General features: G+C 67.4%; 18 protein-coding genes. 7 read left to right on the top strand and 11 right to left on the bottom strand.

What is annotated here, in order from left to right:
- Positions 1–100: 100 nt before the first annotated feature.
- The gene (gene hutU / locus BDW41_RS01535; protein WP_074547223.1) at positions 101–1,771 is read right to left on the bottom strand and encodes a urocanate hydratase; all 1,671 of its coding nucleotides are present in this window, start codon (positions 1,769–1,771) and stop codon (positions 101–103) included.
- Positions 1,772–1,960: 189 nt separating this feature from the next.
- Between hutU and BDW41_RS01540 the strand changes: the two genes are divergently transcribed.
- From BDW41_RS01540 to BDW41_RS01550, 3 genes are all read left to right on the top strand, one after another.
- A complete protein-coding gene (locus tag BDW41_RS01540) occupies positions 1,961–2,518 on the top strand; it encodes a hypothetical protein (protein WP_110301506.1) in 558 nt (185 codons plus the stop codon).
- Between the two features lie 75 nt (positions 2,519–2,593).
- Positions 2,594–4,087: a DNA-3-methyladenine glycosylase 2 gene (locus BDW41_RS01545; protein ID WP_074547222.1), complete on the top strand. Its 1,494-nt coding sequence runs from the start codon at positions 2,594–2,596 to the stop codon at positions 4,085–4,087.
- Complete coding sequence (locus tag BDW41_RS01550; protein WP_074547221.1) at positions 4,087–4,617, top strand: methylated-DNA--[protein]-cysteine S-methyltransferase; 531 nt, start codon at positions 4,087–4,089, stop codon at positions 4,615–4,617. Before BDW41_RS01545 ends, BDW41_RS01550 begins: the two co-directional genes overlap by 1 nt.
- An 18-nt stretch (positions 4,618–4,635) precedes the next feature.
- Here BDW41_RS01550 and BDW41_RS01555 read toward each other — a convergent pair whose 3' ends face one another.
- Positions 4,636–4,866 (bottom strand): hypothetical protein, encoded by a 231-nt coding sequence (locus tag BDW41_RS01555; RefSeq protein WP_146217282.1) that lies wholly within the window; start codon positions 4,864–4,866, stop codon positions 4,636–4,638.
- Positions 4,867–5,004: 138 nt separating this feature from the next.
- Here BDW41_RS01555 and BDW41_RS01560 point away from each other — a divergent pair, with 138 nt between their 5' ends.
- Positions 5,005–6,282: an ectonucleotide pyrophosphatase/phosphodiesterase gene (locus tag BDW41_RS01560; RefSeq protein WP_074547219.1), complete on the top strand. Its 1,278-nt coding sequence runs from the start codon at positions 5,005–5,007 to the stop codon at positions 6,280–6,282.
- Positions 6,283–6,523: 241 nt separating this feature from the next.
- On the opposite strand, the gene BDW41_RS01565 is transcribed toward BDW41_RS01560, so the two are convergent.
- Positions 6,524–7,822 carry an MFS transporter gene (locus tag BDW41_RS01565; protein ID WP_233496734.1) on the bottom strand — a complete coding sequence of 433 codons (1,299 nt, stop codon included), beginning with the start codon at positions 7,820–7,822 and terminating at the stop codon, positions 6,524–6,526.
- A gap of 245 nt (positions 7,823–8,067) precedes the next feature.
- On the opposite strand from BDW41_RS01565, the gene BDW41_RS01570 reads away from it, so the two are divergent.
- Entirely contained in the window at positions 8,068–9,759 is a 1,692-nt protein-coding gene (locus tag BDW41_RS01570; RefSeq protein ID WP_158536962.1) for a diguanylate cyclase, read from the top strand.
- Between the two features lie 7 nt (positions 9,760–9,766).
- Here BDW41_RS01570 and BDW41_RS01575 read toward each other — a convergent pair whose 3' ends face one another.
- The 5 genes from BDW41_RS01575 to BDW41_RS01595 form a co-directional block, all read right to left on the bottom strand.
- Positions 9,767–10,756, bottom strand: a complete 990-nt coding sequence (locus BDW41_RS01575) for an alpha/beta hydrolase-fold protein (protein ID WP_074547338.1) — start codon at positions 10,754–10,756, stop codon at positions 9,767–9,769.
- 5 nt (positions 10,757–10,761) lie between these two features.
- Positions 10,762–13,761 carry a glycoside hydrolase domain-containing protein gene (locus BDW41_RS01580; protein WP_146217283.1) on the bottom strand — a complete coding sequence of 1,000 codons (3,000 nt, stop codon included), beginning with the start codon at positions 13,759–13,761 and terminating at the stop codon, positions 10,762–10,764.
- Positions 13,762–13,898: 137 nt separating this feature from the next.
- Complete coding sequence (locus BDW41_RS01585; protein WP_074547216.1) at positions 13,899–14,885, bottom strand: multidrug resistance efflux transporter family protein; 987 nt, start codon at positions 14,883–14,885, stop codon at positions 13,899–13,901.
- Between the two features lie 68 nt (positions 14,886–14,953).
- Positions 14,954–16,321 carry a HAMP domain-containing sensor histidine kinase gene (locus tag BDW41_RS01590; RefSeq protein ID WP_074547215.1) on the bottom strand — a complete coding sequence of 456 codons (1,368 nt, stop codon included), beginning with the start codon at positions 16,319–16,321 and terminating at the stop codon, positions 14,954–14,956.
- Complete coding sequence (locus BDW41_RS01595; protein ID WP_074547214.1) at positions 16,318–17,004, bottom strand: response regulator transcription factor; 687 nt, start codon at positions 17,002–17,004, stop codon at positions 16,318–16,320. The genes BDW41_RS01590 and BDW41_RS01595 overlap by 4 nt, the downstream gene beginning before the upstream one ends.
- A 164-nt stretch (positions 17,005–17,168) precedes the next feature.
- Here BDW41_RS01595 and BDW41_RS01600 point away from each other — a divergent pair, with 164 nt between their 5' ends.
- On the top strand, positions 17,169–17,666 hold the full coding sequence (locus tag BDW41_RS01600; protein WP_074547213.1) for a Spy/CpxP family protein refolding chaperone: 498 nt from the start codon (positions 17,169–17,171) through the stop codon (positions 17,664–17,666).
- A gap of 88 nt (positions 17,667–17,754) precedes the next feature.
- Here the strand turns inward: BDW41_RS01600 and BDW41_RS01605 are convergent, their stop codons facing one another.
- The gene (locus BDW41_RS01605) at positions 17,755–18,870 is read right to left on the bottom strand and encodes an aldo/keto reductase (protein ID WP_074547212.1); all 1,116 of its coding nucleotides are present in this window, start codon (positions 18,868–18,870) and stop codon (positions 17,755–17,757) included.
- Between the two features lie 107 nt (positions 18,871–18,977).
- Here BDW41_RS01605 and BDW41_RS01610 point away from each other — a divergent pair, with 107 nt between their 5' ends.
- On the top strand, positions 18,978–19,895 hold the full coding sequence (locus BDW41_RS01610; RefSeq protein ID WP_074547211.1) for a LysR family transcriptional regulator: 918 nt from the start codon (positions 18,978–18,980) through the stop codon (positions 19,893–19,895).
- 7 nt (positions 19,896–19,902) lie between these two features.
- On the opposite strand, the gene BDW41_RS23295 is transcribed toward BDW41_RS01610, so the two are convergent.
- The gene (locus BDW41_RS23295; protein ID WP_158536963.1) at positions 19,903–20,070 is read right to left on the bottom strand and encodes a hypothetical protein; all 168 of its coding nucleotides are present in this window, start codon (positions 20,068–20,070) and stop codon (positions 19,903–19,905) included.
- A 143-nt stretch (positions 20,071–20,213) separates the two neighbouring features.
- The gene (locus tag BDW41_RS01615; protein WP_074547210.1) at positions 20,214–21,581 is read right to left on the bottom strand and encodes a formimidoylglutamate deiminase; all 1,368 of its coding nucleotides are present in this window, start codon (positions 21,579–21,581) and stop codon (positions 20,214–20,216) included.
- Between the last annotated feature and the right edge of the window lie 3 nt (positions 21,582–21,584).

Genomic DNA, 21,584 nt, shown 5'->3' on the forward strand with positions numbered 1-21,584 from the left:
CACTGTTGCAGTCGACCCTGGCAAATCGGTGGCACGGGCCTGTCCATGTTCGGACAGGCCCGTGCGGAGCCTTGCGCCTGCGCAAGGCTCCATCGGTCGATCAAAGCATGGGCAGCTTGAGGCCCTGCTCCTTCGCGCAGGCCACGGCAATCTCGTAGCCCGCATCGGCATGGCGCATCACGCCCGTACCCGGATCGTTCCACAGCACGCGCGCGATGCGCTTGTCGGCGGCCTCGCTGCCATCGCACACGATCACTACGCCGGAATGCTGCGAGTAGCCCATGCCCACGCCACCGCCATGATGCAGCGACACCCAGGTCGCGCCGCCGGCGACGTTGAGCATGGCGTTGAGCAGCGGCCAGTCGCTGACGGCGTCGGAACCGTCGCGCATCGCTTCCGTCTCGCGGTTCGGGCTGGCCACGGAACCGGAGTCGAGGTGATCGCGACCGATCACCACCGGTGCCTTCAGCTCGCCCTTGCGCACCATCTCGTTGAACGCCAGGCCCAGCTTGTGGCGCAGGCCCAGACCCACCCAGCAGATGCGCGCGGGCAAGCCCTGGAAGCTGATGCGTTCCTTGGCCATGTCCAGCCAGCGATGCAGGTGCGGATCGTCCGGGATCAGCTCCTTCACCTTCTGGTCGGTCTTGTAGATGTCTTCCGGATCGCCCGATAGCGCCACCCAGCGGAACGGGCCCACGCCACGGCAGAACAGCGGGCGCACGAAGGCCGGCACGAAGCCGGGGAACGCGAACGCGTTCTCCAGGCCCTCGTCCTTCGCCATCTGACGGATGTTGTTGCCGTAGTCGAAGGTGGGAATGCCTTGCGCATGGAAGGCGAGCATGGCTTCCACGTGCTTCTTCATGGATTGCTTCGCCGCCTTCGCGGTGCCGGCCGGATCGCTCTTGCGGCGCTCGAACCACTGCTCCACCGTCCAGCCCTGCGGCAGGTAGCCATTCACCGGATCGTGCGCGCTGGTCTGGTCGGTGACCGCATCCGGGCGCACGCCGCGGCGCACGAGTTCCGGCAGCACGTCGGCGGCATTGCCGAGCAGCGCGATCGACTTCGCTTCGCCAGCGGCGGTGTACCGGGCGATGCGCGCCAGCGCGTCGTCGAGGTCCGTCGCCTGCTCGTCCACATAGCGCGTCTTCAGGCGGAAATCGATGCTCTTCTGCTGGCATTCGATGTTGAGCGAGCATGCGCCCGCCAGCGTGGCCGCCAGCGGCTGCGCGCCGCCCATGCCGCCCAGGCCCGCGGTGAGGATCCACTTGCCCTTGAGGCTGCCGCCGTAATGCTGGCGACCCATTTCCACGAAGGTTTCGTAGGTGCCCTGCACGATGCCCTGCGAGCCGATATAGATCCACGAGCCGGCCGTCATCTGGCCGTACATCATCAAGCCCTTCTTATCGAGCTCGTTGAAGTGCTCCCAGTTCGCCCACGCCGGCACCAGGTTGGAGTTGGCCAGCAGCACGCGCGGCGCATCCGCATGCGTGGGAAACACGCCCACCGGCTTGCCGGACTGGATCAGCAGCGTCTCGTTGTCGTTGAGTTCGCGCAGCGCACGCAGGATGGCGTCGAAGCATTCCCAGTTGCGCGCGGCACGGCCGATGCCGCCGTAAACCACCAACTCCGCCGGGTTCTCGGCCACTTCCGGGTCGAGGTTGTTCTGCAGCATGCGGAACGGCGCCTCGGTGAGCCAGCTCTTGCAGCTCAGTTCAGCGCCGCGCGGCGCGCGGATGGTGCGGGTGGTGTCGATTCGGGTGGGAGCGTTCATGGAAAGCGTCACAGCCAGTGGGAAAACCCGATTGTGACCAGCCCCGCCGATGCCCGCAAACCGCACTGCGGCAAAACAGGCCGACATACGGTTGTGTTAAGCCTTCTGGTCGATTGAACGCCTATTTTTGCGAGAACAGACTGCGCTGGGGATTCAGGCTCGACCGTCGCGACCTTGTGGGGGACCACCATGAACGCGACCTACCCTGCCGCGTTGCTGACGCTGGCCTTGCTCGCCACTGCCAGTGCCGACGCCGCGGAAAAAAGCACGCCGTCCGACCAGGAACTCATCGCCAGCGCGATGCGCGCCGCGCCACCGGGCGTGGCGAAGGACGCGACCATCGTCGCCATGGACGCGCAGGGAAAGATGCGCACGCTGCGCGAGGGCAAGAACGGCTTCACTTGCATGCCCGACAACCCGGCCACGCCCGGCCCCGACCCCATGTGCATGGACAAGAACGCGTGGGAATGGGTTGCCGCCTATATGGCGCACAAGCCGCCGGCGGCCGGCAAGATCGGTTTCATGTACATGCTTGAAGGCGGCACCGACGCGAGCAATACCGATCCCTACGCCACGGGCCCTGCCTCGGGCAATCACTGGATCAAGACGGGCGCGCACGTGATGGTGGTGGGTGCCGATCCCGCGTTCTATGACGGCTATCCGAAGAACGCGGAGCCCGACACCAGTGCGCCTTACGTCATGTGGTCCGGCACGCCCTACCAGCACCTGATGGCGCCCGTGAAATGAACGTGGCCGGAGCGCCCGGCCATTGATGTCCGAAAACGGCGAGTCATGCCTTCGCGCCGGTGCTAGCCTGCACCCATGACCGACCGACATGACACGCCACTCGACACCCATACCTGCGAGCAGGCACGGCTGAGCCGCGACGCACGCTTCGACGGCCTGTTCTTCACCGCCGTCACCAGCACGCGCATCTACTGCCGGCCGGTGTGCCCCGCGCCGCCGCCGAAACCGCAGAACGTGCGCTACTACGGCAGCGCGGCGGCGGCGGAAGCCGCAGGGTTTCGTCCCTGCCTGCGCTGCCGTCCCGAGCTGTCGCCGGGCAACGACGCATGGCAGCGCGGCGACCACGTGATCGCGCGCACGCTGAAGTTGATGGACAGCGGCGCGTTCGACGAGTTGTCGGTGGAAACGATGGCCGAGCGCGTGGGCCTGGGCGCTCGGCAATTGCGCCGCCTGTTCGTGGAGCGCCTCGGCGCGCCGCCGATCAGCGTGCATACCACGCGCCGCCTGCTGTTCGCGAAGCAGCTGCTGACGGAAACGTCCATGCCCGTCACGGAGATCGCCCTCGCGTCCGGCTTCCGCAGCCTGCGCCGCTTCAACGCCGCCTTCCTGCAGGCCAACCGCATGGCGCCGCGCGACCTGCGGCGTCACCCGAGCACCACGACGGAAGACGCGATCGTGCTGCGGCTGGGCTATCGGCCGCCGTACGACTTCGAAGCCATGCTTGCCTTCCTGCGCGGACGCGCGCTGCCGGGCGTGGAATACGTGGACGAGCACAGCTATGCGCGCGTGTTCGGCACGCCCGACGCGCCGGGCTGGTTGCGGCTGAGCGCATGGCCCGGCCGCGAACATGCGCTGCGGCTGGAACTGCACTGCCCCCAGCCTGCGCAGATGCTCGGCGTGGTCAACAAGCTCCGCCGCATGTTCGACCTGGACGCCAGCCCGCAATCGATCGGTGACGCGCTCAAGGAAAGCCCGGTGCTGCGTCCCCTGCTGCGCAAGCGTCCCGGCTTGCGTCTGCCCGGCGGCTGGGACGGTTTCGAGATCGCGGTGCGCGCCATCCTCGGCCAGCAGGTCAGCGTTGCGGCCGCGCGGACGCTGGCCACGCGCATCGTGCACAAGTTCGGTACGCCGGTGGCGTCGCCCGTGCCGGGATTGGAGCGGCTGTTTCCCGGACCCGAATGCCTCGTGGAAGCGGACCTGCGCTCGGTCGGGCTCACCACCGCGCGCGCCGCCACCGTGCGTGGCGTGGCGCAGGCCCTGCTGGACGAGCGCATCGATTTTCGCAGCGAGCAACCGCTGGAGGAATTCGTGGAGCGATGGGTCGCCTTGCCGGGCATCGGCGAGTGGACGGCGCATTACATGGCCATGCGTGCGCTCAGCCATCCGGATGCCTTCCCCGCGGCCGATCTCATTCTTCGCCGTGCGGCAGCGGGCAGCGGCCCGGAGCTGTCGACCAAGGCGCTGACCTCACTCGCCGAAGCATGGCGCCCGTGGCGCGCCTACTCCGTCATGCATCTGTGGCGCAGTGCGTCCGATGCGGCGCAGGCAACGAGCAGGAAGGTGGTGTGATGTCCAACGAGACGATCTGGTACGACGACATGCCCACGCCCATCGGCGTGCTGCGCCTGGTGGCCGACGACGTGGGCCTGCGCGAGGTGTGGTTCTCCACCGGCCGCCATCAGCGTTCACCGCGTCCGGAATGGGTGCGCGCACGCGAACCGCTTGCACAGGCGCGACAGCAGTTGGACGAGTATTTCGCCGGCGAGCGCCAGCAGTTCGACCTGCCGCTGCATCCGCTAGGCACGCCGTTCCAGGTGCAGGTGTGGTGGGAGCTGTCGCGCATTCCCTACGGCACCACCATCAGTTACGGGGAAATGGCGCGCCGTATCGGGCAGCCAGCGGCCGTGCGCGCCGTCGGCGCCGCCAATGGCAGGAATCCGCTGCCCATCGTGCTGCCATGCCATCGCGTGATCGGCGCGAACGGCAGCCTCACGGGATTCGGCGGCGGACTGCCCACCAAGCAATTCCTGCTCTCGCTGGAAAGCCGCACGAAGGAAGGCGATCTGTTCGGCGTACCCGTGCGTGGCCTCGCGCACTGACGCGCGGCTTCTGTCGAATCAGCGATCCGTCGTCACCGGCGGCGGCGTCACGGCTTTCTGGTAGGAGTCGACCTGACGGGACGGATGCGAAAGCGAATACGCGTCGCCCGTCGATGCCTGCTGGCTCGCCGCGCCCTTGCTGGCCTTGGCCTTCGATGGCTTGGCGTGGTTCGACGACGAGTGCGTCTGCGCGTGCGGGGTCGATGCCTTCGCCGCAGGCGGGCTTGCGCTGGCGGCGGATGCGGGCACGTCGTCCGGCGTTGGATATGCCCATGCCGCACTCGCCAGGAGCTGGCAAGTGGCGAACGTCGCGTAAAAGAAAAGACGTGTAATGGTCATACGCCTGGGCGATGATACGGGCTTTGTATCGATATTAAAGCCCCGCGTATGAAGATCCTGTTCCGCTCGCTGCTTTGTTCGCTGATCGCGCTCGGCGCCGGTTGCGCCACCACGCACAATACGCCGCCCGCCACGCCGGCAACGCAGGCCGCCACCAAGGCCACGCCCGCTCCGCTGCTGCTGATCTCCATCGACGGCTATCGCACCGACTACATCACGCGCGGACTCAGCCCGACCTTGCAGACGCTGGCCGACGGTGGCGTACGCGCCGCCGATGGCATGCAGCCGTCGTTCCCGTCGCTGACCTTCCCCAACCACTACACCCTCGTGACCGGCCTGCGCCCGGATCACCACGGCATCGTCAACAACACGATGTCCGACCCGGTGCTCGGCAAGTTCTCGCTGAGCAACCGCGAGGCGGTCAGCAATGGCCGCTGGTGGGACGAAGGCACGCCGCTGTGGGAAACCGTGCAGAAGCAGGGCATGCGGAGCGCCACCATGTTCTGGCCGGGCTCCGAGGCGGATATCCACGGCGTACACCCGAACTACTGGAGGCCCTTCGACGGCAACGTGACGGCGGACCAGCGCGTCGACCAGGTGCTCGCATGGCTCGACCTGCCGGCGAGCGAACGCCCGACCTTCCTCACCCTGTACTTCGATGAGGTGGATCACGCCGGCCATACCTACGGCCCGGATACGCCGCAGGTCAATGAAGCCATTGCGCACACCGACGCCGCGCTCGCGCGCCTGGTCAAGGGGCTGGTGCAGCGCGGCCTGCTCGAGCGCATCAACATCATCGTGGTCGCCGACCATGGCATGGCCAGCACGCCGGCGCACAACATGGTGATGGTGGACAAGCTCATCCCGCTCAAGCACGTGGACGTGGTGAGCCTGGGCGTGCTCGCCGGCTTCAACCCGAAGCCGGGCTACGACTTCGCCAAGATCGAAGCCACGCTGGAAAAGCCGCAGAAGCACATGACGTGCTGGGACAAGACCCGCGTGCCCGCACGCCTGGCCTACGGCAGCAACCCGCGCGTGCCGCAGCTGCTGTGCCTGGCCGACGTGGGCTGGCGCGTGTCCACCAGCGACTATGTCGCGAAGAAAAAGAAGCCGACGCTGGGCGAGCACGGTTACGACAACGCCGCGCCGGAAATGCAGGCGCTGTTCGTCGCGCACGGCCCAGCCTTCCGCCAGGGCCTGCAGGTGCCGTCGTTCCCGAACGTCGACGTGTATCCGCTGATGGCACACCTGCTCGGCGTTGCGCCCGTGGCCAATGACGGTGACTACGGCGTTGTGAAGGGCATGCTCAAGGCGGAAGCGCAGTAAGAGCTTGTTCAATATTCCGGTGGAGTCCCCTCCCCTCACCGTCATTCCGGCGCAGGCCGGAATCCAGTGGCGAAGTGACCGGTTGTCGCGTGACGTCAAAGCACTTGGCTCTTCGGCAAAAACCGCACCAAGAGGCTCTGGATTCCGGCCTGCGCCGGAATGACGGTGAGGGCAGTGGGTGTTCACGCGAGATTTTGACCAGGCGCCAAGAGTCACTTGCCAAAAAAGATCTTGCGATGCTTCACTGCGGAATCGGCGGCTCCGTTTCCGGCCGCGACGGGCTCACCAATGGCGGCAGGCGATACAGGCGCAAGGCGATCAGCAGGCCGGCGGCGATCAACGCGCCGACAAAGACGGCAACGCCACTCCAGCCTTGCGAGACATAGAACAGCCCGCCGCAGGCGCCGGCGATGCTGGAGCCCATGTAGTACGAGAACAGATACAGCGACGAGGCCTGCGCCTTGTTGCCGCCGGCACGCCGGCCGACCCAGCTGCTGGCGATGGAGTGCCCGCCGAAGAAACCAAACGTGATCGCCACGATGCCGGCCACGATCAAGCTCAGTGAGCTGGTCGCGGTGAGCGCAAGCCCCGCCAGCATCAGCGCGAACGCGGTCCACAGCACCTTGCGTCGCCCCAGCTTGCCGGCGAGGTGGCCCATCCACGCGGAACTGAAGGTGCCGATGAGGTAGACGCTGAAGATGGCGCCCACCACGGCCTGGTTCAGCCCGTAGGGAGGCGCGAGCAGGCGATAGCCGATGTAGTTGTAGACCGTGACGAAGGCGCCCAGCAGCAGGAAGCCTTCGGCAAACAGCCACGGCAGGCCGGCATCGCGGAACGTCGCCGCGAAACGCCCCATCAACGCGCCCACGTGCAAGGGCCGGCGCACGTGGTGGCGCGAAGGCGGCAGCATGCGCCAGAACACCAGGCCGGAAAGCAGGCCGATCACGCCCACGGTGGCGACGCCGATGCGCCAGCCGGCGAACTCTGCCAGCACGCCCGCCACCAGTCGCCCGCCCATGCCGCCGATGGCATTGCCGCTGATGTACAGCCCCATGCCCAGGCCGATGGATTCGGGATGCATCTCTTCGCCGAGGTAGGTCATGGCCACGGCGGGCAACCCGCTCAGCGTCAAGCCGAGCAGCGCGCGCAGCACCAGCAGCATGTTCCAGTCCGGCACCAGCGCGGTCAGCAGCACCAGCAGCGCCGAGGAAACAAGCGAGGCCGTCATCACCGGCTTGCGGCCCCACGCGTCCGATACGCCGCCGGCAAACAGCATGGCGAAGGCCAGCACGCCCGTGGTGAGCGACAGCGACAAGGCGGCCGTGGCGGCGCTCACGCCATAGTCCTTGCTGAATTCGGGCATCAGCGGCTGCGTGCAATACAGCAGGCCGAAGGTGGCCAGGCCGGCGGCGAACAGGGCCAGGTTGGTGCGCCGGAATACCGGCGTGCCATGGCGGATGAAGTCGTGGGACTCAAGTTCGCCCGCCGCCGGCCGATGTCCTGTCCGGGTCACCGGTTCCACGCTTTCCCGCCTTGCCATGTTGCTGCCGCCTCGATACCGCAAGAGGCCACAAGCATAAGACTTGCCGCGATGGTGTTCGACCGCGGCTCCGACATCGGCACCCCGTTCAGCACGGTGGGCCGGCCTGTCAAAAAGCGCATGTCACAGGGCGGACGTGATACATAGGGCCCAGCAGGGAACGTCCCGGGAGAGGACAGCCCTGCAAGCCGGTAACAGGGGACCGGTGAATCAAAGGGGGAGTTATGCCTTTTCGCGGACCCGTGATGGTTGTCGTCGCGTGGGTGTGCGTCATGCTGTTCGTGCAGACCGTGACGGCGGCACCGGCGCGGTCGCGCCTTGCCGTTCTTCAGGTCGCGGCGCTGCCGCCGGGCGTGCCGGCACCAGCGCCGGCGCAAGTGATCCGGGGCGAGATGGATGCCGACTTCGTGCCCAGCGCCTCCACCCACACGCCCAACGCGATGGAGTCGCAGCGCTGGTATCGCCTGACCCTCGACCGCGACTGGCACGAATCCAGTTCGCCGGTGCTCAGTTTCACCGGCGCGGCCTACATCCCCATCACCGTGTATGCGCCGCCGGCATATCGCCCTTATGAGCTGTGGTTTGCGCAGACCGGCCCGCCCGCACGCTTTTCGCGGCATCACCTGGCGTTGGAACTTCCGCACGATCTGCGTGCCGGGCAGCCGGTCTACGTGCGCATTGCGGCGGACAATTTCACTCGGCAGATCCGCGCCGACGTGACCGACATGGCGACGTATCAGTCGCAGGACCTGAACCATGTGCGCCTGGTCACCCTGCTCTCCAGCGTGCAATTCACCATGCTGCTGGCCGCGCTATGCCTGTGGCTGGTGTTGCGCGACCGCGTGCTGCTGTATTTCTTCGGCTACACGGGCCTGCTGTGGCTGGCGCAATTGCTGATGAGTGGCGAGGCCTACGAACTGCCCGGCGGCTGGCTGCTGGTGCCGCTGGGCCCGCATGCGCTGTGGCTGCTGATCGTGCTCGGCGCGCCGCTGCAGTTCTCGTTCATCATCGAGTTTTGCCATTTGCGCAGCGTCACGCCTGGCGCGGCGCGCGTGCTGGGCTACATGCGCTGGCCGTTCCTGGGCATCGCCCTGCTGCTCTGCTTTCCGTTCGCCGAGCGCATGAACCTGCCCGCCAGCGCGCACAACTGGTGGTTCTCCATCTCGCTGCTGTGGGCGCTGGGCGCGGTGATCCTCGCCGTCGTGCGGGGCGGACAACCGGCACGCATCTTCCTGATCGCGTGGCTGCCGCAGGTGCTGCTGAACATCCTGCGCCTGGGCCAGGTGCTGCTGAAGCTGGATCTTCCCTCCTGGCTGGAATACGGCCTGCCGACCGCGATGGCGTTCTGCGCCGTGGTGCTGACCATCGGGCTTGCCGACCTTTCGCTCAGGACGCGCCGCGAGCGGGACATGGCGCATCATCTGGCCGATCATGACGCACTCACCGGCGTACTCAATCGCCGCGCCCTGGTGCGCCGCCTGCATGAGGCGGAAACACAGGCCCGCGCGCAGCATCAGCCACTGGCGCTGATCTTCCTGGACATGGATCACTTCAAATCGGTGAACGATCGCTACGGCCACCAGACCGGCGACGCCTGCCTGCGCGTGGTGGCCGAAGCCATTGCGGACGAACTGCGCCCGCCGGACAGCCTGGGACGTTACGGCGGCGAAGAGTTCGTCGCCGTGCTGCCGGGCACCACCCAGCGCCACGCCATGGCCGTGGCCGAACGCATTCGCCACAGCATCGAAACGCTGCCTGTCCATGCACGCGGCCATACCTTGCAGACCACGGTGAGCATCGGCGTGGCCAGCCTGCTCGGCCCCGCCGATACCGTCGACGAACTGATCGCCCGTGCCGACGCCGCGCTGTATCGCGCCAAAATGCAGGGCCGCAACAACGTAGTCGCCGATGCGTCGCTGACGGCGGTGGCGAGCTGACGTTGCCTCACGGAGCCGGCGTTACATCGCCCGCGCCATAGGCCCATACGAGGAACACGGGCAGCATGCGTTTCCATGTCGCCTGGTTGTGTTCGCCGTCGGCGAACAGGTCGTAGGCCACGTCATCCGTCCTCGATGGGTGCGCCGCGTAGTCCATGTCGATGGAATAGCCCAGGTCGCGCAGGCCGCGGCGATGCGTGCCGTCAGGAGCCGTGAAGCCATTGATGACGTCCTGCAGGTCTTCCACCGCGTCGATGACGCCGTTGTGGTTGCGGTCGTTGGTTTCCTCGCGGCCGCCCACGGCAAACCAGAACCGCACCGGTTTGCGCTCATGCGCACGCGCCAGCATGGAGGGCACCAGCCGCGTGCTTTCCACCGCCTGCGCGTCGCTGCGATCCGCCGCCAGCCAGAACGACGGCGAGAACGCCCCTACCCGACCGAACACCTCGGGATATTCCCAGCCGAGGCAGAAGGCATTGAGCGCGCCCAACGACCAACCGAGCATGGCGCGGCCGGACGCGGAGGCCTGCGTGCGGTAGTGCGTGTCGATCATCGGCACCAGGTCATTCACCAGCCACGCCGAGTAATCGTAGGCACGCGCGCCGATGGGGCCGATGCGCGAACCGCCCACCACGCTGCGACGGCGGGCACGATCGAACAGGCCGTAGCCGGAGGCGCGGTCCTTCAGCATGTCCACCGCGACCACGATCACCGGCTCGATAACGTGCTGCGCATAAAGCGACGCCAGCGTGTCCTGCAGACCCACCGCCTCCATGTCCTGTCCGTCGTTCGCATACAGCACGGGATAACGCGCATCGTTGGTCGCATAACCGGGCGGCAGGTAGACCGTCACGTGAACCTGTTCCGGCGCAAACGCCGGCGCATCCAGTACCAGCTTCACCGGCGGCGGCGCGGCATCCTCAGCCTGAAGGGCTGATGCAAAACCCTGCATGCCGAACCACAGGCACGCAGCCACAGCTTTCCTTTGCACACGCATGAACATCACTCCGCCACGATCAGCCAGCCCTTGCCGGGCTCCACGGGTATCGCTTCATCCACCTTGAACGTCGCCTGCGGCTGGAAACCGGCAACCGATGGCGCCGACAGCGTGACACGTCTTGGCGACAGGCCCAGCGCCTTCCAGTCCACCAGCAGCTTCACGTCCACCTTCTGCGGCGCCCACGATGCGATGGCGATCAGCGTCTTGTTGCCCTTGCGCACGTAGCTGGTGGCGAGCACGTCGTCGCGATTGGTCTTCACCGGCGCGTCGTGCACCCACCAACCGATCATGTCGGCCTGTTCGATGCCGAACGCGTCCCACAGCTTCCACAAGCCGCGCGGATCGCTGCCTGCCGACCAGCCCAACCGATTCGTCATGCCGAACAGCATGCCGCGCCAGGGGTTGCCGTCGTTCTGCAGCATCTCGCCCATCAGGCCATAGGGGATGCCGGAGATCTCGGTGAGCCAGTACGTGGGCGAGGTTTTCTCGTAATCGAACTCCTCGCCGAACCACAGCCGGTCGATGTACGGGAACAGCTCCATGTACAGCAGCGCGCTGTTGATATAGCCGTCGCGCGGGTTGTACTGGCTGGCCGAATGCAGATCGATCAGCGGATCGGGGCGATGCGCCTGCAATACCTTGCGCACGCGCTTCATGGTGGTGCGATCGTAGGCCACGTCGTCCAGGTACAGGCCATCGATGCCGATGTTGCGCGCGAGCCAGTCCAGGCCTTCGATGTAATAGTTGTGCCAGCGGCTCTGGCCGGCGTTGATCACGGCCGCGTCGCGATTCTCCGGCACATGCCATGCCGCGATGTAGTCGCCGTCGAGGTGCTCCTGCAGCCAGGAGAACCCACCGCCCTGGCCCGCGCTGATCACCTCGTGCCCCAGACTTTCGAGCATGGGCAGTTCCGGCGCGCGGTCGGACAGCTCGCGCACGGTGTCGTAGATCTTCACGCGCATGCCGCGCTGGTGTGCCGCATCGACGTAGGCGCGCATCGCCGCCGGCTCCAGGAACGGATAGTTGATCCACGGGTTGATCGGCGTGGCGTGGTGGATGTTCACCACGTTCGCGCCATCGGCCTTGATGGCATCGAGGTCGCCGTACTTGTGGAAGTAGCGTTCGGCGAAATGCCTGGCCGGGTCGATCGGCTTGAACGGCGTGACACGCATGACGATGTCGTAGTGCAACGTTTCGCCGGCTTTCATCCGGCGGGGGCCGCTATAGGCTTCGGCCAGATAGTCCTTGTCCTCAGCGCGCAAGCGGATGCCGCCCTTGCCGTCGTTGTCCCATGAGGTGGGCATGCGCAGCGGCTGTTGCTGGTAGAAGTTCGTGTTGAGCGGGCGCCGGTAGTTCTCGTCGCGCAGATGGAACTCAAGCCCGGCATTCACCGAGCCGATCCATGCGCCATCCTGGTTGTTCTTCGCGTGCCACGTCCAGCTGAAATCGACGGGTGCCGCATCGCCCTGTCGCCCAAGGCCAAGCTGGTACCGCGCCGCGTCGTGCTGCATGGGAATGGACAGGCGAATGTCCCGCAGCGACACATCCTTCGCGGCCGAGAGCGCGATGCTGTAGGCCAGGGTGCCATCCGCTTCGAGACTGGCCTTCACGTCGCCGGTCAGCGCACCCGCGTTCGCATTGACCTGCCAGTGAACCTTGCCGGGGCCGTCCCTCTGGATCTGCGGCGAGTGGGCGGCAGCCAGCACGTGATCGCCGGCATCGTCCGCCACGATCAACTGGATGGGCGCCGCGAGCAGGGCCTTGGGCTGCTTCGCGAATCCCGTCATGCGTTCGTCGAAGCGGCTGGTGATCTGGGCCGGCAAGCCGTTCGCGGCGAGGGTGATGTCGCGCCCCAGGATGCCGAGCGTGCTCCCCTTTACCGCAATCGGCACAAACGGCTTCACCACCGTATCGTCCTGCGCCAGCGCGGAATTGAGCCAGCGCAGGCGCGTCAGCTTGAACGGATCGTCATCGCCATGCGCGATGGCCTCGCCCTCGCCCACCGTGATCGCCAACGGAATCGACTGCGCGGCCACGCCATCCGCGGACACCGTCACCGCGCCGCGGTAGACGCCGGGCTTTGCCGTCGCCGGAATATCCAGCCCCATCCACAACGCCTGCACGCGCCCCTGGGCCACATCCACGCGCGCCGTAAAAGGCTTGCCGTCGTAGCCGACGCCACGGAGGTTGAAGCAGGTCAACGCGCTGGCGGGAATGACGGAGCCATCGTCGGCACGCAAGTCGCTGAAAGCTACGCGCACATCGTTCACCGCCGCGCGCGGAGCCCATGCGCCGAGCTGGAAGCTCAGGTACTCGCCGCGCTGGGCGGTGTCGCTCAAGGTGCCACCCGCTCCGCGCTGGGCCCAGCGCCCGGGCAGCGTGTCGAACATGCGGATGGGATAGGCGCGCGTCTCCGGGAACAGGAGCAAGGCATCGGATGCATGCTTCGCCAGCAGGGCCTGCAGTTCGTCCGCCGTCGCGGTGCGCTCCATCGGCGTGTAGGCGTCGAAATCGTCCACCGCCTCATAGCGCAGCACCGTGGCCTGCGGCAGGCGCGACCAGTGCTTCGCATCGCCGAGCTTGCGTGACCATGCGGCATCCGCGGTGTCGCTGGGTGTCGCATAGCTCACCGTGGGGTAATTGCTGCGGCCCTTGCTGACGTGCGGCTGGTAGTAGATCGCATACGTGCCGGCTTGCGTGGCCTGAAACACCAGCTCGCCGCTGGCTCGGTCGATGGCGCCGCGCCGCACGTTGGTCACGATGGAGCCATCGGGCGCGGTGACGATCACGGCGACGTTCTCCGGATGCGCGTCGCGCCGGCGCCACGAGATCACCACGTGCACCGCCGTGGCCGGCGCATCCACCTGCACCAGGTAACGGTGATTGCCCAGCGCATCCGCGTTCCATCGCAGCGCCTGCTGCGTGGCGGGCGCCTGCGCATGAGCGACACCGGCCGCGCCCAGCAGCGCGCCCACCATGATCCAAGCACGACCTCGATGCACTCCGTTCTCCCCGGATGGCTAAAAAACCGGCGACGCTCGCGAAGCCGTAACGGAAGTGTTTAACCCGAGGGGATGCGCAGGGGCAAGTTCCGGAAGGACTGTACTGGCGAGACGTTCGTGCGTAGAAGCAAAGTCGCTCAGGCGCCACGATCCGTCTTCAGCGTGCGCACGTCTTCCTCGTGTCCCGCCGCGGAGCGTCCACTCACCCAGCCGAACAAGGCGATGCCCATCACGATCATCACCGCGCCGAAGGCGGAGAAACCGTGCGGCCACGCTTCGCCGAGGAACGTGGCGCCGATCACCGTGGCAAACAGCAGTTCGGCGGCCTGCATGGCTTCCACCGCCGCCAGTGCGGTTGGCTCGGTGCGCACCATGTCGGTGGCGCGGAAGAACAGCACCGTGGCGATGACGCCCGACGACAACGCCACGCCGCCCGCCAGCAGCACTTCGCGCCAGCCCGGCGGGCCAATGAGCAGCCACGTCGCGGCGGCCAGCAGCAGCCACAGCGGCCAACTGCACAGCGTCATGCCGAACACGCGCTGGGTGGCGCCGATGCGCGTGCCGCTGCGTTCCAGATGCAGCAGCACCATGCGATTGCCCAGTGGGTACGCGAACGCGGAGAACACCACCGCGGCCATCGCCAGCCAGTCGCTCATGCGCAGCCGGCCTTGCGCGTGGCCCCACTGCAAGGCGAACACGCCGGCCACGATCAACGCGCCGATCGCCACGCTGCGCCATGCCAGGTGGCGCCGTTCATCGCGATAGATGAACGGCGCGAGCAAGGGGCCTGCCAGCACCGTGGTCTGGAAGCTGCCGGCCACCAGCCACGACGGGCCGCTGTTGGCGGCCCAGGTCAGCGGCAGGCCGAACAACACGAAGCCCACCGTGCTCCACCACAGCCACGTGCGCGGATAGCGCTTCAGCTCCATCGGCAATTGTCCAAGACCGCCCTGCCAGGGCAGCACGATGGCGAGCAGCGGCAAGGTGATCAGATAGCGCAGGATCACGGCCCACGCCCAATGCCCGCCGCCCGCGACGAGGCTGCGGTTGAGCACATAGGTCATGGTGAAGAACAACGCCGCGCACAGCGCCAGTCCCACCGCGGCGACAGCGTTGGAGCGCATGCGTTGGTCCGTGGGTTGAAGAACGGCGAGTGTCGCAGACGCCGGGGCGTTTTCGAAGGCCGGTGGGCTCAGCCCGCCTCGTCCGGCGACAGCGGAAGCTGAAGGCTCACCACGAACCCGCCGCCCTCGCCGTTTTCCGCACGGATATCGCCGCCATGGGCCTTCACCACGCGCTGCACGATGGCCAGGCCCAAGCCGTGGCCATCCGCGCGCGAGGCGTTGCTGCCGCGGAACAGCGGGCGGAACAGCGAGCCGATTTCCGCCTCGGGCACGCCAGGGCCGTTGTCGCGCACCGTCACGTCGACCTTTCCCGCCGCCGGCCGTGACGCCAGCTCGACGCGTCCGCCCCTGGGGCTGAACTTGATGGCGTTGGCGATCAGGTTGTCGAACGCACGTTCCAGCAGCAGCTCGTTGCCGGATACCACCGCCGGCAGCGGCGCCGCCAACTGCAGGGTGATGTCCCGCGCCTGCGCCTCCAGTTCGGCGCGCTGCACGCAATTGCGCAGCAGCGCCGACACGTCCACCGGTTCGCGGTTCACGCCGGGGATGCCACCCTCCAGTCGCGACAGCGCGAGCATCTCGCCGGTCATGTTGTCGAGCCGGCCGATCTCCTGCTCGGCCTGCAGGAAGTAGCGCGCGGCTTCCTCGGGCGTGGCGCTGCGCTGGGCCAGGTCCAGGATCAGGTGCAGGCGCGCCAGCGGCGAACGCAGTTCGTGCGAGAGATCCTGCAGCACGCTGCGATCATGCGCGACCAGCGCCTCGATGCGCACCGCCATGGCATCGAAATCGTTGGCGAGCTGGCGCAGTTCTTCCGGCGCGCGGCGCCCGGGCGCTTCGACGCGCGCGGACAACTCGCCCGAGGCCATGCGCCGCGTGGCGCGACTGATCGCCTCCACCGGCTTGGCCACGCTGCGCGCCACCCACCAGCCCACCAGACCGATGAACAGCAACGACAGCCCGCCCTGGAAGGCGAGGAAGATGGTTTGCCGCGTGCCCTGGCGCAGCCGCGAGTGCGTGCGGCTCAACGCCACCAGCTGGCGAACCTGCCCATCGCTGCCCCGCACCTGCTGCACGGCCAGGTAGAGATTGGGCCAGGGCTGCAGCACGACGTCGCGCTTTTCGTCCAGCCAGGTCTGCAGGGACGACTGCACCGACAGCGGCATGCGTATCGGCGACAGCGCCTGGCCGTTCTCGTACAAGGTGGCCTCGATGCCTTCGTGCCGTTGCTGCAGCGACCACTCGGCCAGCGCGGTCGAGCCGCCGCTTTCGAAAGCCTGGTCCGCGCCCTGCGCGAGCGCGGACCAGTTGATTTCCACCGCTGTGCTGAATTCGATGAAGCGCTGCGTCAGGAAGATGCCCAGGCCCAACGCCAGCAGGTTCGCGGCGCAAAAGCTGATCAGCACGCGCCAGTAGAGGGAGCTGTTGAAGGGATTCACGCCGCGCCCGCCACCAGGCTGTAGCCCGCGCCGCGCACGGATTCGATGCGCGGCGCCTGCGCGGATGCCTCGGCCAGCTTGTGGCGCAGGCGGCTCACATGCACGTCGATGCTGCGGTCGAACCGCTGCAGCTCGCGCCCCAGCGCCATGCGCGTGAGCGTGGCCTTGTCCACCAGTTCGCCCGCGCGTTGCGCGAGCGCCAGCAGCAATTGGAATTCCGCACCGGTGAGCGTGAGTTCCTGCTCGCCCACATAGGCGCGACGCTCGGCCGGCTCCAGCCGCAACACGCCCACCTGCAGGCTGCCCGCGCTGACCGGCGCGTTGCGGCGCAGCTGGGCACGCACGCGCGCCAGCAGCTCGCGCGGCAGGCAGGGCTTGGTGAGGTAGTCGTCCGCGCCCAGCTCCAGCCCGATCACGCGATCCACCGGCTCGCCCTTGGCGGACAGCATGATCACCGGCAGGCGGTGCTTGAGGCGCACTTCGCGCAAGGTTTCCAGGCCGTCGCGGCCGGGCATCATCACGTCGAGGATCAGCAGGTCCGGCCGCGTGGCCGCGTTGTGCAGCTGGGCGAGCCCCGCTTCGCCGTCGTGCGCGACGTCCACGGCGAAGCCCTCGCGCTGCAGGTATTCGGCCAGCAGGTCGGCCAGGGCGCGGTCGTCATCGACGATAAGGATTCTGGGCATGTCGGGGGTGCAACGATTTCTTGCGTGGGAGTCCATTCAAACCGGGTGGCGAGGCCCGCCACCACGGGCTTTACCCTTCTTTACCTTCCCGCAAAGAACATACACATAGCGCTGTCGTCAAATAGGCACCAAGCAAGACCCCCCAACGACACAGGTGTAAACCCATGCGCAAGAACATCTCTCTCGCTCTGGTGCTCGCTTCGGCGGTTGCCCTCGCTCCGTTCGCCATCGCCTCCGCGCAGGACGGCGGCCCGCATGGCGGCTTCCACGGCGGCCATGGCCACGGTGCGTTCGAGGCGTACAGCAAGCTGAACCTGACCGACGCCCAGAAGGCCAGCATCAAGCAGATCATGCAGACCGCCTTCTCGCAGGGTAAGGCGCAGCGCCAGGCCCTGCGCCAGCAGCGCGAGGCCTTCGAGCAGATGGCCCCGAACGCGTCCGGCTACCAGGCCGCGGCTACCGCCCTGGCCCAGGCCGAAGGCGCCGCCACCACGGCCCGCGTGCAGCAGCGCGCCGCCGTCCGCGCCCAGGTCTACGCCATCCTGACCCCGGCGCAGCAGGCCCAGCTGGCGACCCTCAAGGCCCAGCGCGAAGCCCGTCGCGAACAGTGGCAGCAGTTCAAGGCGCAGCATCCGGTGTCGGGCTCGTCCTCGGCCCAGTAACGGTTCGCACGACGTCACAAGAATCACGGTAGCGCTTCGCTACCGGCAAGAAACCCGGCGCCAGCCTGCATGCTGGCGCCGTTCTTTTTCAGTCGGCCTTGAAGCCCGCCTGCTGCTGCGCCGGCACATACACCGGCGGCGCATAGCCCGCGGGCTTGCTGCCCACCGCCACGCCACCGTGGATGCGCGACTGCTGGACGTCGCCGAAAAACCAGTACGGGAAGCTCGGCTCCAGCGCACTGGCCGCATCGAGGCGCGCGCGCAGCTCGCCGGGAATCTCGAACGACAGCGCCGACAGGTTGTCGTCCAGTTGCGCCAGCTTGGTCGCGCCGATGATCACCGAGGCAATGCCCGGCTGCGTGGCTACCCAGTTCAGCGCGACCTGCGCCATGGGCCGGCCGATCTTGCCGGCCACTTCCTCCAGCGCGGCGACGATGGCCCAGTTGCGCTCGGTGAAGCGGTCGAAGCCCGGCGTGCCGGAAATCTTCGCCAACCGGCCATCGCCCGCGCCGCCGGCCTCGCTGGGTTTGTACTTGCCCGACAGCAGGCCCATGCCCATCGGGCTCCATGCGGTGATGCCTATGCCCAGTTCGCCCGCCATCGGCACGAACTCGTGCTCGATGTGGCGCTCGATCAGCGAGTACTCCAGCTGCAGGTTCACCAGCGGCGTCAGCGCGTGGGCCTCGGCGTAGGTCTGCGCGCGCGAGGCATACCAGGCCGGCACGTCGGAGAGGCCCGCATAGCGGATCTTGCCGGCGCGCACCAGGTCATCCAGCGTGCGCACCACTTCCTCCGCCGGGGTCAGGCGATCCCAGGTGTGCAGGATGTACAGGTCGATGTAGTCGGTGCGCAGGCGGCGCAACGAGCCCTCCACCGCGCGCAGGATGTTCTTGCGGCCGTTGCCGCCCGCGTTCGGGTTGCCCGGCTGCGCGTTGTAGCTGAACTTGGTGGAGATCACCGCGCGGTCGCGGCTGCCGCTGTCGGCGACGAACTTGCCGAGCAGCTCTTCGCTGGCGCCCTCGGTGTACAGGTCGGCGGTGTCGAAGAAGTTGCCGCCGGCGGCGAGATAGCGGTCGAACATGGCGCGGGCAGTGTCTTCCGCCGCGCCCCAGCCCCAGTTGTCCCCGAAGGTCATGGTGCCCAGGGCAAGGCGGCTGACGCGCAGGCCGGAACGGCCGAGGGTGTAGTAGGCATCGAGCGACATGGCGAACTCCTGTAGGTGAGGGATGGAGCGGATGGGCGAAGTCTGCGCCTTGCCATTACGCGGAAAAATCCGGATCGTGTGCATGCGTTATTAAGCGGAGCTAATCAATGCCCACCGACCACGCCGCCGCCCTGCGCGCCTTCCGCCTGATCGCCCGCCACGGGAGCTTTACCCGCGCCGCCGCGGAGCTGGAGGTCACCGCCTCCGCGCTCAGCCAGACGCTGCGCCAGCTGGAAGACCACGTGGGTGTGCGCCTGCTGCACCGGACCACGCGCCGCGTCGGGCTCACCGAGGCCGGCCATGCTTTCCTGGAACGCATTTCCCCGGCCCTGAACGAGATCGACGAAGCCATCGACGCCCTGCGCCAGCACGGCGACCGCCCCGCCGGCACCCTGCGCATCGCGGTGCCGCAGATGGTGCTGGATCATCTGATCGCGCCCTGCATCGCCCCGTTCATGCGGGCCTGGCCGGAGATCCGGCTGGACATCCAGGTCGACAACCGCCTCACCGATCTGATCGGCGAGGGCTTCGACGCCGGCATCCGCCTGGGCGAGCGCCTGGCGCGGGACATGGTGGCGATTCCGCTGGGCGGGCCGCAGCGCGCCGTGGTGGTCGGCTCGCCCGCCTACTTCGCCGCGCACGGCCGCCCGACGCATCCGCGCGACCTGCCATCGCACGATTGCGTGCGCTTCCGCTTCAGCAACAACGCCATCTATCGCTGGGAATTCGCGCACCCGTCGGGCGCGTCGAAAGGCCAATGGTTCGAACTGGACGTGGACGGCCCCATCACCACCAACGATCCGGGCATGGCGATCCAGGCCGCCATCGACGGCCTTGCGTTGACCCACATGATGGAGCCCTCGGCACGCAAGGCGCTCGCGGAGGGGCGGCTGGTATCCGTGCTCGAGGCATGGCTGCCGCCCTTCGACGGTTTCTATCTCTACTACCCCAGCCGACTGCAGGTGCCGCCCAAGCTGCGCGCCTTCATCGAGCATCTGCGTCGGCACATCGCGGCTTCGCCGTGACGACGCATCACGAGCGCCAGTGACCCGAGACGTACACACCGCTCGGCGCGTAATAGGCCGGCACCCAGACGCGCGCGCCGTAGTGACGCGGTGCGACCACCACGCAACCGGTGAGTGACAGGCTCGCGCTGAACATGACGGCGAGGCCGAGAGCGATCAGCATGAGTCGACGCATGGGGTTCTCCTTCGGGTGGGTTTGCTCCGGAAAACGCCAGCGTGAAAACGGCGATGACGGAGGCGCCCGAAAGCGATGGCTGCGATTCATGCAAACCGCAGCAACCATTCATGCTGACGGCAAACTTGCCGACGCCGTGCGCGTCAGTGCTGCGCGAGCCGCTCCATGACGCTGCGATAGCGCGCGGCGATGCGCTCCTCGTCGCGATGCACGAAACCGCGCACCACCCACTCCCCGCCCACCATCACATCGCGCACCAGGGACGCGTTGCCGGCAAACAGAAAACTGTCGATCACAGAACGCTCGTCGCGCGCGGCCAGCAGCGGCGCGCGATCATCCAGCACCAGCAGGTCCGCGCGCGCGTTCGCGCGCAGCTCGCCGATGGGCAGGCCGGACGCCGTCGCGCCACCATGCAAGGCCGCGCGCCACAGCGTCTCGCCCACGCTGTCGCCCTGATGGCAAGCGGCGATGTTGCGATGGCGCGTGGACAGGCGCTGGCCGTATTCCAGCCAGCGCAGTTCCTCGACCGGCGACACGGAGATGTGCGAATCGGAGCCGACGCCCAGCGTGCCCTTCGCGTCGATGTAGTCCGCCAGCGGAAACAGGCCATCGCCCAGATTCGCCTCGGTGGTGGGACACAGGCCCGCCACAGCACCGCTGCGCGCGATCTGCGCGGTTTCCGCGTCGCTCAGGTGCGTGGCGTGCACCAGCGTCCAGCGCGCGTCGACCGGCGCGTGATCGAACAGCCATTCCACCGGCCGCGCGCCACGCGTGGCGAGACAATCCTGCACTTCGCCGATCTGCTCGGCGATATGGATGTGGATCGGGCAATCCTTGCTCGCGTCGTTGGCGAGTATCTGCCGCAACGCGTCCTCCGGCACGGCGCGCAGCGAATGCAGCGCGATGCCCACGCGCAGCTTGTCGCTTTCGTGCGCGCGCAGGCTTTCCAGCAGCCGCAGATAGGACGGCACATCATGGCCGAAGCGGCGCTGGCGCGGCGCCAGCGGCCGGCCATCGAAGCCGCCGCTCATGTACAGCACCGGCAGCAAGGTCAGCGCGATGCCCGCCTCGCGCGCCGCTTCGATCAGCGCCAGCGACATGGCCTCCGGCTGCGCATACGGCGTGCCGTCGGGCTGGTGATGCAGGTAGTGGAACTCGCACACCTGCGTATAGCCGGCCTTGAGCATTTCCACGTAGAGCTGGGCGGCGATGGCCTGCAGCTCGTCCGGCCCGATGGTGGCGGCGAAGGCATACATGGTTTCGCGCCAGGTCCAGAAACTATCGTCACTCTTACCCTTGCGTTCGGCCAGCCCCGCCATCGCGCGCTGGAACGCATGCGAATGCAGGTTCGGCATGCCGGGCAGCACCCAGCGTCCCAGCCGCTCGCCCTCGCCTGCCCCGACGCCGGCCAGCATGCCGCCGTCGTCCACTTCCAGCAGCGCGTCCGAGGTCCAACCTTGCGGCGTCCAGAGACGATCGGCGGTGTAACGGGTCGCAATGGTGCCTGCCATGAC

It is taken from the genome of Dyella sp. AtDHG13 (assembly GCF_003201105.1).
Lineage (GTDB): Bacteria > Pseudomonadota > Gammaproteobacteria > Xanthomonadales > Rhodanobacteraceae > Dyella > Dyella jiangningensis_B.